Annotated in this window: 13 protein-coding genes; 3 read left to right on the top strand and 10 right to left on the bottom strand. The window is 41.8% G+C overall.

Annotated elements, in window-relative coordinates; translation table 11 throughout:
• Positions 1-5 precede the first annotated feature (5 nt).
• Both PW220_RS04935 and PW220_RS04930 read left to right on the top strand, forming a co-directional pair.
• Entirely contained in the window at positions 6-2,204 is a 2,199-nt protein-coding gene (locus PW220_RS04935; RefSeq protein ID WP_248054271.1) for an ABC transporter substrate-binding protein/permease, read from the top strand.
• Positions 2,204-2,944 (top strand): amino acid ABC transporter ATP-binding protein, encoded by a 741-nt coding sequence (locus tag PW220_RS04930; protein WP_172029687.1) that lies wholly within the window; start codon positions 2,204-2,206, stop codon positions 2,942-2,944. The genes PW220_RS04935 and PW220_RS04930 overlap by 1 nt, the downstream gene beginning before the upstream one ends.
• 27 nt (positions 2,945-2,971) lie before the next feature.
• Here PW220_RS04930 and PW220_RS04925 read toward each other — a convergent pair whose 3' ends face one another.
• The 3 genes from PW220_RS04925 to PW220_RS04915 all read right to left on the bottom strand — a co-directional run bounded on the left by PW220_RS04925 (position 2,972) and on the right by PW220_RS04915 (position 5,658).
• On the bottom strand, positions 2,972-3,466 hold the full coding sequence (locus PW220_RS04925; protein ID WP_248054273.1) for a P-loop NTPase family protein: 495 nt from the start codon (positions 3,464-3,466) through the stop codon (positions 2,972-2,974).
• Positions 3,463-3,954, bottom strand: a complete 492-nt coding sequence (locus PW220_RS04920) for a GNAT family N-acetyltransferase (RefSeq protein ID WP_248054274.1) — start codon at positions 3,952-3,954, stop codon at positions 3,463-3,465. The genes PW220_RS04925 and PW220_RS04920 overlap by 4 nt, the downstream gene beginning before the upstream one ends.
• A 132-nt stretch (positions 3,955-4,086) precedes the next feature.
• Complete coding sequence (locus PW220_RS04915) at positions 4,087-5,658, bottom strand: L-lactate permease (protein ID WP_248054280.1); 1,572 nt, start codon at positions 5,656-5,658, stop codon at positions 4,087-4,089.
• A 388-nt stretch (positions 5,659-6,046) separates the two neighbouring features.
• On the opposite strand from PW220_RS04915, the gene PW220_RS04910 reads away from it, so the two are divergent.
• A complete protein-coding gene (locus tag PW220_RS04910) occupies positions 6,047-7,576 on the top strand; it encodes an ATP-binding cassette domain-containing protein (protein ID WP_248054282.1) in 1,530 nt (509 codons plus the stop codon).
• Between the two features lie 172 nt (positions 7,577-7,748).
• Here PW220_RS04910 and PW220_RS04905 read toward each other — a convergent pair whose 3' ends face one another.
• The 7 genes from PW220_RS04905 to pyrE all read right to left on the bottom strand — a co-directional run bounded on the left by PW220_RS04905 (position 7,749) and on the right by pyrE (position 15,055).
• Positions 7,749-8,237, bottom strand: coding sequence for a YkgJ family cysteine cluster protein (locus PW220_RS04905; protein ID WP_023370240.1), 489 nt, complete (start codon positions 8,235-8,237; stop codon positions 7,749-7,751).
• Positions 8,238-8,288: 51 nt separating this feature from the next.
• Entirely contained in the window at positions 8,289-8,936 is a 648-nt protein-coding gene (locus PW220_RS04900) for a Maf family protein (protein ID WP_248054284.1), read from the bottom strand.
• 50 nt (positions 8,937-8,986) lie between these two features.
• Positions 8,987-11,296 carry a cell surface ecto-5'-nucleotidase Nt5e gene (nt5e, locus tag PW220_RS04895; RefSeq protein ID WP_248054286.1) on the bottom strand — a complete coding sequence of 770 codons (2,310 nt, stop codon included), beginning with the start codon at positions 11,294-11,296 and terminating at the stop codon, positions 8,987-8,989.
• 130 nt (positions 11,297-11,426) lie between these two features.
• Positions 11,427-12,695 (bottom strand): dihydroorotase, encoded by a 1,269-nt coding sequence (locus PW220_RS04890; protein WP_248054287.1) that lies wholly within the window; start codon positions 12,693-12,695, stop codon positions 11,427-11,429.
• A 30-nt stretch (positions 12,696-12,725) separates the two neighbouring features.
• A complete protein-coding gene (locus PW220_RS04885; protein WP_248054289.1) occupies positions 12,726-13,379 on the bottom strand; it encodes a uracil-DNA glycosylase in 654 nt (217 codons plus the stop codon).
• A gap of 9 nt (positions 13,380-13,388) precedes the next feature.
• Positions 13,389-14,315: a glycosyltransferase family 2 protein gene (locus PW220_RS04880; protein ID WP_248054292.1), complete on the bottom strand. Its 927-nt coding sequence runs from the start codon at positions 14,313-14,315 to the stop codon at positions 13,389-13,391.
• A 107-nt stretch (positions 14,316-14,422) separates the two neighbouring features.
• Positions 14,423-15,055 carry an orotate phosphoribosyltransferase gene (gene pyrE, locus PW220_RS04875; protein ID WP_105109403.1) on the bottom strand — a complete coding sequence of 211 codons (633 nt, stop codon included), beginning with the start codon at positions 15,053-15,055 and terminating at the stop codon, positions 14,423-14,425.
• Between the last annotated feature and the right edge of the window lie 20 nt (positions 15,056-15,075).

Below are 15,075 nucleotides of genomic sequence, written 5' to 3'. Positions count from 1 at the left end.
TGAAAATGAAGAAAAAACTATTCATGTTATTGGCAAGCATACTGCCAGTATTCTTTATTTTTACCAGTGTTAAGGCTGACGATACCATTGATATTGTCTTCGATAATGCCTACGCACCATTCGAGTTTAAAGACTCAGACCAAGTTTACAAAGGATTAGATGTTGATATCATCAACGAAGTTATCAAGCGCTCTGGCTGGAAAGTTAACCAATCTTTCCCAGGCTTCGATGCTGCCGTTAACGCTGTTCAAGCCGGTTCTGCCGATGCCCTTATGGCAGGTACAACCATTACAGAGGCTCGCAAGAAAGTCTTTACTTTCTCAGATCCCTACTTCGATACAAAAATCGTTATTGCTACAACCAAGTCAAACACGATTTCTAAATACGAAGACCTCAAAGGTAAAACTGTCGGTGTAAAAAACGGTACCGCTGCCCAAGCCTTTCTGGAGGAAAACAAGGAAAAGTACGGCTATACTCTTAAAACCTTTGATACAGGCGATTTGATGTACAACAGCCTTTCAGCTGGTGCTGTTGATGCAGTTATGGACGATGAAGCAGTTATCCAATATGCTATCCAACAAGGTCAAGACCTCAGCATCGACATCGCTGGTGAAGCCATTGGTTCCTTTGGTTTCTCTGTTAAAAAAGGCAGCCAATATGAGTACCTTGTAGAAGATTTTAACAAGGCACTTGCAGCCATGAAAGAAGATGGCACATATGAAACAATCATGAACAAGTGGTTGGGAACAACAACTGCTTCTGCTGAAACAACTGACTACTCTTCACGCCTTAGCTTGACTGGTAGTGCTACTGCAAAAGCAACGCCTGTAAAAGCAAGTTACACAATCGTTTCCGACTCATCATTTGCTCCATTTGAATACCAGGACGAAACTGGTAAATATGTCGGCATTGACATGGAATTGATTAAGGCAATTGCAGAAAACCAAGGCTTTACTATTACCATCCAAAACCCTGGCTTTGATGCAGCCTTGAACGCTGTACAAGCTGGACAAGCTGATGCAGTTATCGCTGGTATGTCTATCACAGACGCTCGTAAAGAGATTTTTGATTTCTCAGATGCCTATTATTCATCAAATATTCTTCTTGCTGTTAAAAATGGTAGCGATATTACTTCCTACGAAGGCTTGAAAGGCAAAACTGTCGGTGCTAAAAACGGTACGGCTTCTTATACTTTCTTAGAAAGTAACAAAGACAAGTACGGGTATACTCTTAAACCTTTCGATGAAGCTTCTGGCATGTATGACAGCTTGAATTCAGGTTCTATTGATGCCCTCATGGATGACGAAGCTGTGCTTCTCTACGCCATCCAACAAGGTCGCGACTTTGCAACTCCAATCCCTGGCGAAAAATCTGGTGAGTACGGTTTCGCTGTTAAAAAAGGTACAAACCCAGAGTTGATTGAAATGTTCAACAACGGTATGGCTGCTCTTGTCCAATCTGGTAAGTACGATGAAATTTTGAACAAGTACTTCAATTCTACTGAGAAAACAAGCTCTACTACATCTACTGTTGATGAAACAACCATTGCGGGTCTTTTGAAAAACAACTACGGTCAGTTACTCTCTGGTCTTGGTATCACAATCGGTCTTGCACTTCTTTCATTTGCAATCGCTATTGTTATTGGTATTATCTTCGGTATGTTCGCGGTTAGTCCAATCAAAGCCCTCCGTGTAACTGCATCTGTGTTTGTTGATGTGGTTCGTGGAATTCCTTTGATGATTGTAGCTGCCTTCATCTTCTGGGGTATTCCTAACTTAATCGAATCTATCACAGGTCAGCAATCTCCAATCAACGACTTCGTTGCTGGTACCATTGCCCTGTCCCTCAACTCTGGTGCTTATATCGCTGAGATTGTTCGCGGTGGTATTCAAGCCGTTCCTGCTGGTCAAATGGAAGCCTCACGCAGTTTGGGTATTTCCTACGGAACAACCATGCGTAAGATTATCTTGCCACAGGCTGGTAAAATCATGTTGCCAAACTTCATTAACCAATTCGTTATCACTTTGAAAGATACAACTATCATCTCTGCGATTGGTTTGGTGGAGCTCTTCCAAGCAGGTAAAATCATTATCGCTCGTAACTATCAGTCCTTCCGTATGTACGCAATCCTTGCCATTATCTACTTGGTAGTTATCACTCTCTTGACGCGCTTGGCTCGTAATCTTGAAAAAGGAGGCAAATAATGGCTCAATTGAAAATTAACGTCCATGACTTGCACAAGTATTATGGAAAAAACGAAGTATTGAAAGGTATTACTGCTAAGTTCTATGAAGGCGATGTTGTGTGTATCATCGGTCCTTCTGGTTCAGGTAAATCAACCTTCCTTCGTACCATGAACTTGCTTGAAACCATCACAAGTGGTCAAGTGACAGTAGATGGATATGATTTGACAGATCCTAAGACAGATGTTGATGCCTTCCGTGCCAATGTTGGCATGGTATTCCAGCACTTCAACCTCTTCCCACACATGACTGTCCTTGATAATATCACTTTTGCTCCTATCGAACACAAGTTGATGGATAGGGCAGAAGCTGAAAAAGTTGGTATGGAATTATTGGAAAAAGTTGGTTTGGCAGACAAGCGTGACGCCATGCCTGATAGCCTATCTGGTGGGCAAAAACAACGTGTTGCTATCGCTCGTGCCTTGGCTATGAACCCAGACATCATGCTCTTTGATGAACCTACTTCTGCCCTTGACCCTGAGATGGTTGGTGATGTACTCAATGTTATGAAGGACTTGGCAGAACAAGGTATGACCATGTTGATTGTAACCCACGAAATGGGCTTCGCCCGCAAGGTTGCTAACCGCGTTATCTTTACAGATGGCGGTGAGTTCCTTGAAGATGGTACTCCAGAACAAATCTTTGATAACCCACAACACCCACGTTTGAAAGACTTTCTAGATAAGGTCTTGAATGTGTAAGCTAAACAAAAAGCCTTTGACTAACAGTCAAGGCTTTTTGAGTTGCTTCAAATAATCATTTGCCTCTTTTCTGGAGGTAAATATAAAAATATTCTTGTCCTTATATATGGATAGCAGATTGAAAATATTGGGGCGAACCTGCGTTCGAAAATTCTTTACAAACTCTAATAATTCTTCATCGACAGTCATCGAAACCCACGGCATATCCACTCTCGGTTTGCCAACACGACTGTATAGACCTTCCACGCACACTGATTCTGGGTAATCTAAAAATAATATCGTATCACAGGCCGCCATTCGAAGTTTATAAGTCCCCCTATAATTACCATCAATAATCCACTCTTCTTGCCTTAATACTTCCTCTTGACGAGCTTGAAAAACTTCTCTAGCAACTGTTGTCTTGTCCGATAACCAGTTTAACTGATCCAAATGATAGAGGGGCAATCCTGTAATTTCTTTCAATTTCAGTGAAAAGGTCGATTTTCCAGCACCAGGGCAACCAATAATCATTACTTTCTTCATACTGTTAACCTATAGGACCAACCTTTCTTTTTCTTTTCAACAGCTTCAAAGCCACATTTCTCAAATAGTTTACGGGAGCCCGTATTCCAATCATAAATTTCTTCGACAAGTATTTCCTCAAAGCCCAACTCCCTTGCTCGATCAATCATTCGCTGCAATACCTTGGTTCCTATTCCCTTTTTCCAATACCGCTTGTCTCCAATTGCAATGGCAAAATCATCTTTAAAAAGAGTCACATCACCTATTGGTAGAAACTGACCATTTTCAATTATCTCAATGAAATAACATTCTCCATTCGTTGACAAGTATTCATACATGCGATGAAGCAAGTCTGCACTATAAACTTCCTCATCCCCGTCAACGAGCCAGACCAATTCCAAATCTTGATGCCATATCAAAGCAAAATCATGAATTCCATCATATCTACGAAGCCGAATCTGATTGTCAATTTCTAATACTGCCGCCTGCTCTACTCCTTCGATTGCCATGAATATCTCCTTACTAGTTCATCTCGGTAGGTCAATTTTATCACAAATCTGAATAGATGAGAATAGTCATTCCTATTCATCTAGTAATGCAAAAATCAAAAAAAAAAAAGCCTCATTTCGAGGCTTCTTGTTTTATAAAAACAATCCAACTAAAGCCGTAATGATTCCGTAGATAAACATAGGCACGGCTGTTTTCTGCATGATAAATCCTTCTTGACGACGCACTCCGGAAACGGATGAGGCCGCAATGATATTGTTGACACAGGTCATATTCCCCATGGCTCCACCAACTGACTGCATGGCCAAGATACTGGTCATGTTCAGACCTGTTTGCGTGGCGATGGATTGTTGAACGCCTCCAAAAATGAGATTGGAAATTGTCGCAGAACCTGAGAAGAAGGCTCCAATGGCACCTAGATAGGAAGCGAAGAGACCCCAATATGGACCAGTTGCTGCTGCCAAGGACATCCCGATAATGGATACCATAGACTGTTCACCATTAAGTAGCATGAATTTTACCATGGTCACACCACCTAGAAGGGCAAAGAAGGGTTCCGACACTTGTTTGGCAGTTTGTCCAATCATCTTCCATACTTGACCTTTCGTACTTGGATAGAGGCTTGATAGGGTCAACACAATGAGGAAGAAAGGAATGAATGCTGGTGCGTAAAGCAATTCATAAGATTCTGTCGAGCTAGTACCAAATACATTGGCTAATGTGAATTTCAGAGCCTTTGTAATTTCTAGCTTAGCAAAGCCAATATCTGCACTTAAAAGCAGGGCATCCGTTCGCATCAGGCCTTTAATCCCTAGCTGAGGAACACGGGTTATCACCAGTATCAAAACCAAGCAAATCAAGGGAAGGGTAGCCATAAAGAGTTCTTTTGCTGTAACTTGTTCCACAAAATTTTTCTTGTTTTCGACCGAATTCAAGCCAATCTGTTTTTTGGCTAACCAGATTGAAATAAGAAAACCGATTGCTCCTCCCAAAAGAGATGGGAATTCATAGTTGATAGTGGCCAAAAGGGTCATGGGCAAGGCGCAAGCAAAGACTGTCAAATAAATATAGAGCAGATTGGCCTTGATTTGTGACCAAGAAAAGACATAACGAAGGGCAATCAAGGGAATGAGCAAGCCTGCGGTTAAATGAATTAGAGCTGCCTTTAAGCCCAGCTCTCCAATCTGCTGACTGGTCAAACCTAAAGAACCAAATCCAAACCAAGTCGGCGTACCGACAGCACCAAAAGATACAGGAATCGAATTAAAAATCAATACTGCTAGCACAACCTTGATGGGTTCAAATCCCAAAGCAATCAAGATGGGGGCTGCAATTGCTGCGGGAGTTCCAAAACCAGATGCCCCTTCAATCATGAAGGCGAAGGCGTAACCGATAATCATCATCTGAGCAACAGGATTGGGTGTCAAACTAGACATCCATCTGTTGATGATAGCTTGGTTTCCTGTTTTTCGTTGAAAGTTATTAAATAGCACTGCTCCCATAATCACTGTTATCGGCGTTAGGGTAGCCAAAAAACCTGTGACCAAGCCTGAATTTAACAAGGCAAAATCCGTCTTAAAATACATCAACAAAATCAAATAAACCAAACCTGCAATCGCTGGCAAGGCATAACTGGCTGCCAAACGCATCTTGATCATCAAAAATATCAAGAGAACAATTGGAAATACACTCAATAAAATATCCATAACATTTTCATTTCCTTATTTTTAAGCTATTGCATTAGAGTCCTGTCTAAACACAGCTTCTCTTATTATAACCTAAGCCTAGCCAAAAATACGATTGTTTGCTCTCCTGATGAAAGAAAATTCATTTTTTCTTCACTCTTCGATAAGTTTTCCGTACAAGAACAGTATATTGACAAGTTTTTATCGATATGCTATACTAAAACAAATGTAGCAAGCGAGGTAGGGAGAAATGGACAATAAGAAGTAAACTCAAACTAAGTTCTATGCTTATTTAGTAGTTTTCTTGCGTCCATTTTTCTGTTTCTCTGTTCCATGAATAGGGTCTTTTTGGGCTGATTTCGACACACTACTAAATAGGTAGTGTGTTTTTTCTTGTAAAGGAGGCCTTATGCTACTAAGCACTCAACATTTATCTCTCGACCATCAAAAAGATTTAAGAACCTTGGTTCAGGACCTAAACCTCATTGTCAACCCCGGCGATAAAATAGCCATCATCGGCGAAGAAGGAAATGGAAAATCCAGTCTATTACTAACCTTGATGGATTCAACACTTGTCGCCAACTACCTGCTTCAATCAGGCAGTATTCACCGATATTTTCACTCACCAGTCTATATTCCTCAAAGTCTTCCACTGGAAATAGCAGAGCTAACCTTGAACGACTACTTCTTCGCTGACTTAGACATCGACATTGATTACGGCCTACTCTACCTCTATGCTGACCAGCTCCAGTTTGACAGCGAGCGATTTTCCAGTCAACAATTGATTAAAAGCCTGTCAGGTGGTGAAAAACTAAAAATTCAGTTGATCAAATTACTGTCTATTCCATCTGACATCATCTTTCTAGATGAACCATCAAATGATTTAGATTTGGATACCTTACTTTGGCTTGAAAACTATATCATCACGAGCCCTAACACCATTCTATTTGTTTCTCACGATGAAGATTTCCTCAGTAAAACAGCCACAAAAATCATTCACCTAGAATCGGTTAAAAAGAAAACACTTGCTCAAACAACTGTTCAAGAACTGGATTACAGCGATTATGCTCAACAGCGCCTACAAGCTTATCAGAAACAAGTCCAACAAGCTCGGAATGACCAAAAAGAATTTGACAAAGCCATGAATAAGCACCTACGACAAAAATCACAGGTGCGCAATACCTTGCTCAATACACATGATGCTACTATGGGACGCCTCATTGCCAAGAAAATGAAGAATGTCTTATCACGTGAAAAACGCTATGAAAGAATGAAGGAAAACCTCACAGAAGTTCCTTTTCATGAAGATGCCATTTCCCTCTTCTTCTCAGACATTTCACCACTACCAGCTAGAAAGCAAGTACTTCACTTAGAAAACTTTCAATTAATGGTTGACGAACGACTACTCGTTCAAAACATCCATTTCAACATAAATGGGCAAGATAAGATTGGTATCATTGGACAAAATGGAATTGGTAAATCCAGTTTTCTAAAGCTAATCTATCAAGAACTCAGGCAACGAGCAGATATAAACTTGGGATACATGCCCCAGCGCTATTCAGAAGTCCTTGATGAGTCTAAAACTCCACTTAATTTTTTATTGGAAAATGGCAATCGTGAGCAGGAACAACTAATCTTGACACATCTAGCCAGTCTTCAGTTTACACGACAAGAAGTTCATCACAGGATCTGTGAACTTTCAGGGGGACAAAAAGCCAAGTTACTCTTGTTAAAAATGGTTCTTGATCAAGCCAATTTTCTCTTATTAGATGAACCTAGTCGAAACTTCTCTCCCACTTCTCAGCCATATATTCGTCAACTATTTGCCGATTATCCAGGTGGCTTAGTATGCGTATCACATGATAGGCGTTTTTTGAAAGAAGTTTGCCGAAAAATATACAGATTAAGCGAAAAGGGCTTGGATCAAGTCCAAATCTAGCTAGTAAAAAGAGGCTGGGCTCAAGTCCTGCGCCACTTCTATCATTAAATCGTCAACCACAAAGCCCTCACTAAGATGTTACACCTAGTGAGGGCTTTATGTTCGTTTTCATTATTCTGCGGCTGAGGGCGAAGCCATCATGGATGTCTTTCCCACTCCCTTTTTATATTGATTAAATCCGCTCACGCAATTTCTCAACAAAGAGGTAGGCCGCAGGGCAGATTAAGGTATTCTTTATAGTTAAATTGTTGATTTGGTATATCTTCTTCCGGTCAGTATGCGGAAATTCTCGGCAGGCCTTAGGACGAGCATCATAGATGCTACAGAGATTATCACCTCCAAGGAAGGGACAGGGCATGGATTGAAAAACCTTATCGCCATCCTCATCCACGCGCAAATACATATCCTCAAAAACAGGTAATTTCATACGCAAATGCTTAGCAATTCGAGTAATATCAGCTTCTGTAAAAAGCGGTCCCAAGGTCTTACAGCAGTTAGCACATTCTGTACAGTCGATTTCCGAAAAAACTTCCGCATGGATATCTTGAACAATTCTGTCCAGATTTTTGGGTGCTTTCTTCTTGAGGTTGGCTAGAAATTTTCGATGTTCTCCCTGTTTCTGCTGGGCCAGCTGCTTGTATTTTTCGATATCTACAGTCATAAACTCTCCTTTTCGACCTCTATTATACCACAAACAAACTTTTCAGCTCTGCTATTTTTCAAAAGGATTATGGGCGAAAATCCTGCGAGAAACTTCAGCCACGGGCAGACCGATGATGGTATGAATATCCCCTGAAATGCCCGCCACAAAGCGTGGATCCAGCTCTTGAATACCGTAGGCACCTGCCTTATCGAGTGGCTGTTTTTCATGAATATAAGCTTGGATGTGTTCCTCAAGCGCTGGATAATAGTCAACAAAATCAATCTGTGCCAGCGTATAAAAAACATCTAATGACTGAGAACTTCGAAGACAAACAGAAGTCACTACATAATGACTCTTGCCAAAATAGGAACGAAACATGGCTTCCGCCTCAGCCAAATCCCGAGGTTTGTTGAAAATCTGTCCGTCTGCCACCACAATCGTATCAGCCGAGATATAGAGATAGCCTTGTTCTAGTTCCATATCCGACTTGGCCTTGGAAATTTCACAGCATGTTTTTGCTGCTCGAGTAAGAAAATCATCGCTAGCAAATTTTTCCATAAAATACTCTTCAATCCCCCGTTCATCGACTTCAACGGATTGGATGCGAGGATCTAGAAACTCCAATAATTGCTTGCGTCTAGGCGAATTACTGAGCAAAACATAGGAAGTAAGGATTGGTTGACTCCCTTCTTTTTGATAGTCAAATACAGTTTGCATATTTCCTCCAGTCAAAAACAGAGCCCTAAGACCCTGTTTCTGTCATTTGATTAGTTTGTTTTACGGCGACGAACGGTCACTGCAAGTCCAGCAAGACCAAGGCCAAATAGACTAAGTGCTAGGCTTGATTGATCACCGGTATTTGGCAGGCTAGCTGCTGAGCTAGTAGTTGTTTTAGAAGTAGCAACTGGAGTGCTAGCAGCCAAGGCTGGTTTAACTACAGGTTGAGAAATAGATTCTGAGCTAACAAGCGAGCTTTCTACATTCTGCACCAATTCTGGTTGAGACTGTTCAGAGTTAACTTCCACAGCTTGACTAAGAATAGGAGATGAGCTAGCCTGCTGAGTTAACTCAGTCTGGTTAACTGGCGTTGATACTTCTAATTCTGAAAGACTTGTTTTACCTGCATCAGTTAAATCTTTAATGGTAACAGGAATTGTATTTTCTGAAATAAATGGCCAATCTGATACGAGCAATTTCCCAGGATATGATAAGGAATCATTAGGATTTGTTGAATGATAGACTTCAACAAAATCCAAATATTTATCTTTATCTGTATCCAAGGTTGAGTCCACAGAAACCAAACGTGAATTTGGATTGACCTCATTATAGACTGACAAATTGGCAACCTTCAAATAATCCGCAAAAACACTATCCATTGAAGGACCTTCTTCACGAGCGCCACCTAACATAGTGTAGCCATCACCACCAGCAGCCAGGAAGTCATTTGTTGCTAAGTAATAAGTCTTAGCAGAATCTAAATCCTCATAAAGACCCGTTTCTGGGTTGAAAATACCCACCAAGAGAACACGCTTTTCAGCTGGTAGGGTTGTATCGTAAAAAACTTTAGCACCGGAAACATGTAAGAAACCACCACTTGCTTCCAAAAGTGGACGACCATTTTCATCTAATACAGGAGCACCAGTTTCCTTATCAGCCTGCAAGGTTGCAGACAAGGACTTGGCAAACATATCGGCAATTTGTTGACCAGTCACAGTGATTTGAGAAACAATATTACCGAATGGCAAGACAGCAATAATATCACCTTTTGTGACAGGCTGGTCTTTAGCAATAGTTGCACGAATACCACCGCCGTTTGTCACAGCAAGGCTAGTTTTATTAGAGAAACCTGTTTGACCATAAGCGTAAATGGCATCTGTCACCGCATTCCCCAAGTTTGTTTCACGGACACGGACGTTTGAACGTTCACCATTCAATTCAACTGGATTGTTGGCAATAACAACTTGAACATTTTCAGCTTCGTACTTGGCTTTGATCTCAGCAACTAGAGCCTCAATTTTCGCATTTGGTGTCACATTCTTAGCATCGGCTGCAGAAATCAGACCTGCTTCAGCTAGCAACTGGTTAGATTTCAAGGTTACCTTACCAATGTTGTTCAAGTATGAACCTGTTTGGTTGTAGGTTACGTTGTTGCCATAGGTTGTTGATTCGACTGTATGAGAATGTCCGTCAATCACAATGACACGTTTGCCAGCCAACTTGCTGTTTTCAGAAAGAGCCTGTGCCAAGGTAGAACCTCTCCACTCAACAGGAGTTGTTGTATCAACACCTAAGTGAGCAAGGATGATATAGTTGTTATAAACTCGGTTATCAGCTAAGGCACGCGCTTCTACCTCGTCAATTACTTTATTGACTTCAGTGATTGGGTCCGCAAAAGTAACGCCCTCAACATTTTTAGGGTGCGTTTTAGTCGCTGTTTCAGGTGTTGTAACACCAATCACAACAAACTCATCACCAACAACTGTTGGAGTTTTATCAACAATGGTTGAAGCTTCAAAGACACGCGCGCCATCAACATAGGTATTGGCACTAAGGAGTGGGAAATTCAAGGTTTCTTTGTACTTGATAGCCTGTTCCATACCAAAGTCGAATTCATGGTTACCAACAGCCATAGCATCGTATCCAACCTCATTCATGATATTGGCACGATCTTCACCCTTGGTCGAGTTAGAAATTGGCAAACCTTGGAAGGCATCTCCAGCATCTACAACGATGGTATTTTCAACCTTTGCACGTTCTTCCTCAATAACAGCAGCAGCCTTGGCATCACCGATAACGCCAGAACGGGTATCTTCAAGAATACGACCATGAACATCGTTTGTGTGGATGATAACTGCTTCAACTGTTTCTGAAGTTTGACTTGTTACACCCGCTTCCTCACTTCCAGTGGTAGCTGTTTCGGTTGAAGCTGATGTCGGAGCTACTTCTTGGCTAGCAGCTGTGGTACTTGCCGTAGTACTCGATGGCGTAGTTTCAGCAGCCTGCACTTGTTGAGCTAAGACGAATGGAGCCAACAAGAGAGTAGACATAACTGGTAATAAGAAATCTTTCTTTTTCATAAACAAACCTTTCTTGTGCAGAATTCACAAGACTATTATACACTTTTTCAACATAAATAGAAACATTGAAATCGTTTTTATAGAAAAAATGTTCGAGAAAAGCGGATTAGTTACCCAATCCGCTTACTGCTTATTTCTCAAAAACAATTTTGCCATCCGATATTGTAAAACGAACCTCGCCCTTCAATCGATCACCAACAAATGGAGAATTGGCTGACTTTGAAGCAAAGTCTGCTGTGACCAAACGATTTACAGTCGGATCAAAAATGACCAAGTCGGCAGGTCCATTTTCAGCAAGATAACCAGCATCAAGGCCATAGAGCTTGGCAGGGTTAATGGTCATCTTCTCCAGCAGTTGCAAGAGAGTTAGGTGGCCTTCTTCCACCAAGTGAGTCAGACCCAGTGAAAGCGATGTTTCTAAACCTGTCATTCCTGACGGTGCTTGAGTGAGGTCCTCTACGTTTTTCTCATCGGCATGGTGAGGGGCATGGTCTGTTGCAATGACGGAGATTATGCCAGATTTCAATCCCTCAATCACAGCCAAGCGATCACTTTCCAAGCGTAACGGCGGATTCATCTTGGCATTGGCACCTTTTGTTAGCAGTAAGTCCTCTGTCCGTGAAAAATGTTGGGGTGCTACTTCTGCTGAGACCTTTGCTCCCAAACCTTGAGCAAATTCAACGACCTTTACAGATTCAGCCTTGGATAAATGCTGGATATGAACACGAGCACCCGTTTCATAGGCAAGCATGACATCACGAGCCACCATGCTGTATTCTGCCACACCTGTCGCGCCACAGACATGAAAATATTTTTCAGCCACTTGCTCGTTGAGCCCCAAAATACCATTCAAATCAGGGTCTTCTTCATGCAGACTGATGAGACAGTCGTGTTCCTTGGCTAATTTCATAGCCTTTCTAACCACGCCAGCATTTGTCAAAGGAATACCGTCATCCGAAAAGGCGACTGCTCCAGCTTCTAGTAAGGCAGGGAAATCGGTCAGATGTTGCCCGTCGAATTGATTGGTAATAGTTGCCACGCTGTAAATGTGTATGGCTTCTTTTTTGGCAGATTCCAAGACTTCATTCAGAGTTTCGACAGTGGAAATTGTCGGAGCGGTATTGGCCATCATGACCACAGAAGTAAAACCACCAGCAGCTGCTGAAAGAGCTCCAGTATGAATATCTTCCTTGTGGGTCTGACCGGGTTCACGGAAATGCACATGAACATCGACCAAGCCTGGAGCAACCACCAAGCCAGTCGCATCAATAACCTGCTCCACATCTTCAGAAATCGATTCAGCAATCTTGACAATTTTCTTTCCGTCAATTAAGACATCACAAATTTCGTCTAATCCCGAATGTGGATCGACAACACGACCATTTTTTACTAATAACATTTACAATCTCCTTTGTGTAGCCAACTTCACCTAACGCAGCCAGTCAATTTCTGAACTTCCTTTTGAATGTAAAAAGGCATTTGCTTTTGAAAATGGCTTACTTCCGAAAAATCCTCGGTAGGCTGATAGAGGGCTTGGGTGAGCTGATTCGACAATCAAATGGTTGGGATTGGTAATCAGTGCCTTTTTCTTGCGAGCATAAGCTCCCCAAAGAATGTAGACGACTGGCTGGTCTAAGCTATTGACCACCTTAATAACAGCATCTGTAAAAGGCTCCCAGATTTGCCCTGCATGCCCATTGGCCTGACCAGCTGGAACAGTCAAACAAGCATTGAGTAAAAGAACACCCTCTTCCGCCCAGGCTGTCAAATCATGGTCCTGTTTGACCCCAATATCATCTGCCAATTCTTTTAAAATATTTTGCAGAGATGGCGGAGCTGGTACCGAATTGGGTACAGAGAAGGACAAGCCCTGTGCCTGACCAGGTCCGTGATAGGGATCCTGTCCCAAAATAACCACCTTAACCGTTTCTAATGCCGTCGTCTGAATGGCTGCAAATACCTTCTCGCGAGGCGGGTAAACGGTCCCACTTGCATAAGCTTTATCCAAAAATTGATTGATTTTACCGAAATAATGTTCAGGCAACTGTTCCTTGATCAATTCATGCCAGGCTGAATGTTCCATACACAACTCCTAGTTTGAACTTTTTTCTTTGACAATATAAACAGGGCGTTTCTTGGTTTCTAAGAAGACTTTGGCCAAATATTTACCAAGAATACCGATAGTCATCAACTGCAAGCCACCCAAAAATAGGATGATACAGATGGTTGAGGGCCAACCGATGGTCGGATCGCCAAATACCAAGGTTTTAACCACTACAATCACCATCAAGACCAAGGACAGCAAGAAGGTGAAAAATCCAGTATAGGAAGCAATATTTAGCGGTGTATCTGAAAAGTTGATTATCCCTTCAATCGAGTAGGAAAGCAATTTCCAGAATGACCAACTTGTTTGACCAGCCACGCGCTCAACATTCTTGTATGGAAGATACTCCGTTTCAAAACCAACCCAGGCAAAAATACCTTTTGAAAAACGATTGTATTCAGACACAGAGAGAATGGCATCGACCATGTGACGACGCATAAGTCGGAAATCACGGGCACCGTCAACTACTTCAACTTGGCTAATCTTATTCATCAATTTATAGAATAATTTAGCAAAAAAACTACGAATAGGAGGTTCACCCTCACGACTGACACGACGGGTTCCCACACAGTCTAAATCTGCATTGGCCTCAAGCATGGCTTTCATCTCGACCAACATCGCAGGCGGATCTTGTAAGTCAACGTCCATAACCGTTACTAAGTCGCCCTTAGCCGCCTGTAAACCAGCATAGAGGGCTGCTTCTTTACCAAAATTTCTTGAAAACGATAGATAGCGGACGACTTTGTCTTGACCAGACAAGTGACGCAAGACTTTTAAAGTGCCATCCTTGGAACCATCATTAACAAAAATATATTCAAATTTTTCCCCCATTTCCTTACGAACCTTTTCCATAGCCTCGTAAAAATAGGGAATTGCCTCTTCTTCATTAAAACAAGGCACGATAACTGAAATCATGTATTTCTCCTCATACGGTCAAAAATTGTATGTCAAACATACTGTAGGTACCATTATACCATTTTAGAAGATAAGTTCCCAGAAATCGTGCGTTTAAACATGACTACTTAATCTTCTAACCACGTTTCTTGATTTTGGCGAAACTTCTTGAGCAAGGTCAAGCCATCAGCATTGATATAGCCCTGTACTTTTGCGACCTTGATAAGTTCGGAGTAATTGCTGAGCGTTACCAATTTGACACCAGCATTGTCAAAATTGCGCTCTGCTTTTGGCAATTCGTAAGTGAAAATAGCCACCACACCGATAACATCTGCACCTTCACGCTCTGCCGCTGCAACAGCATCCAGTACAGAACCACCTGTTGAAATCAAATCTTCAATGACCACCATTTTTTGTCCCTTGACAATGCGACCTTCCAACTGATTACCAACCCCATGTTCTTTTGGTTTGCTACGAATATAGGCAAAGGGCAAATTCATACGGTCAGCAATAATAGCACCGTGGGGAATACCTGCTGTGGCAGTACCTGCAATAACTTCGACTTCTGGAAATTCTTCTTCAATACGCTGAACAAAGCCATCTTCAATCAAGTTCCGTGTTTCAGGATAAGATAGGGTAATGCGGTTGTCTGTATAAATCGGAGATTTAATACCTGATGCCCATGTAAATGGCTTTTCTGGACGCAGGTGAACTGCCTTAATGTCCAACAAGTGTGATGCGATTTCTGTTGCTAGTGTCATAATAGACCTCCTTAAAGTGC

Source organism: Streptococcus sp. 29892 (assembly GCF_032594935.1).
Lineage (GTDB): Bacteria > Bacillota > Bacilli > Lactobacillales > Streptococcaceae > Streptococcus > Streptococcus hyiners.
The sequence above is the reverse complement of the archived record's forward strand: the minus strand, read 5'-3'. Positions and strand labels throughout refer to the sequence as shown.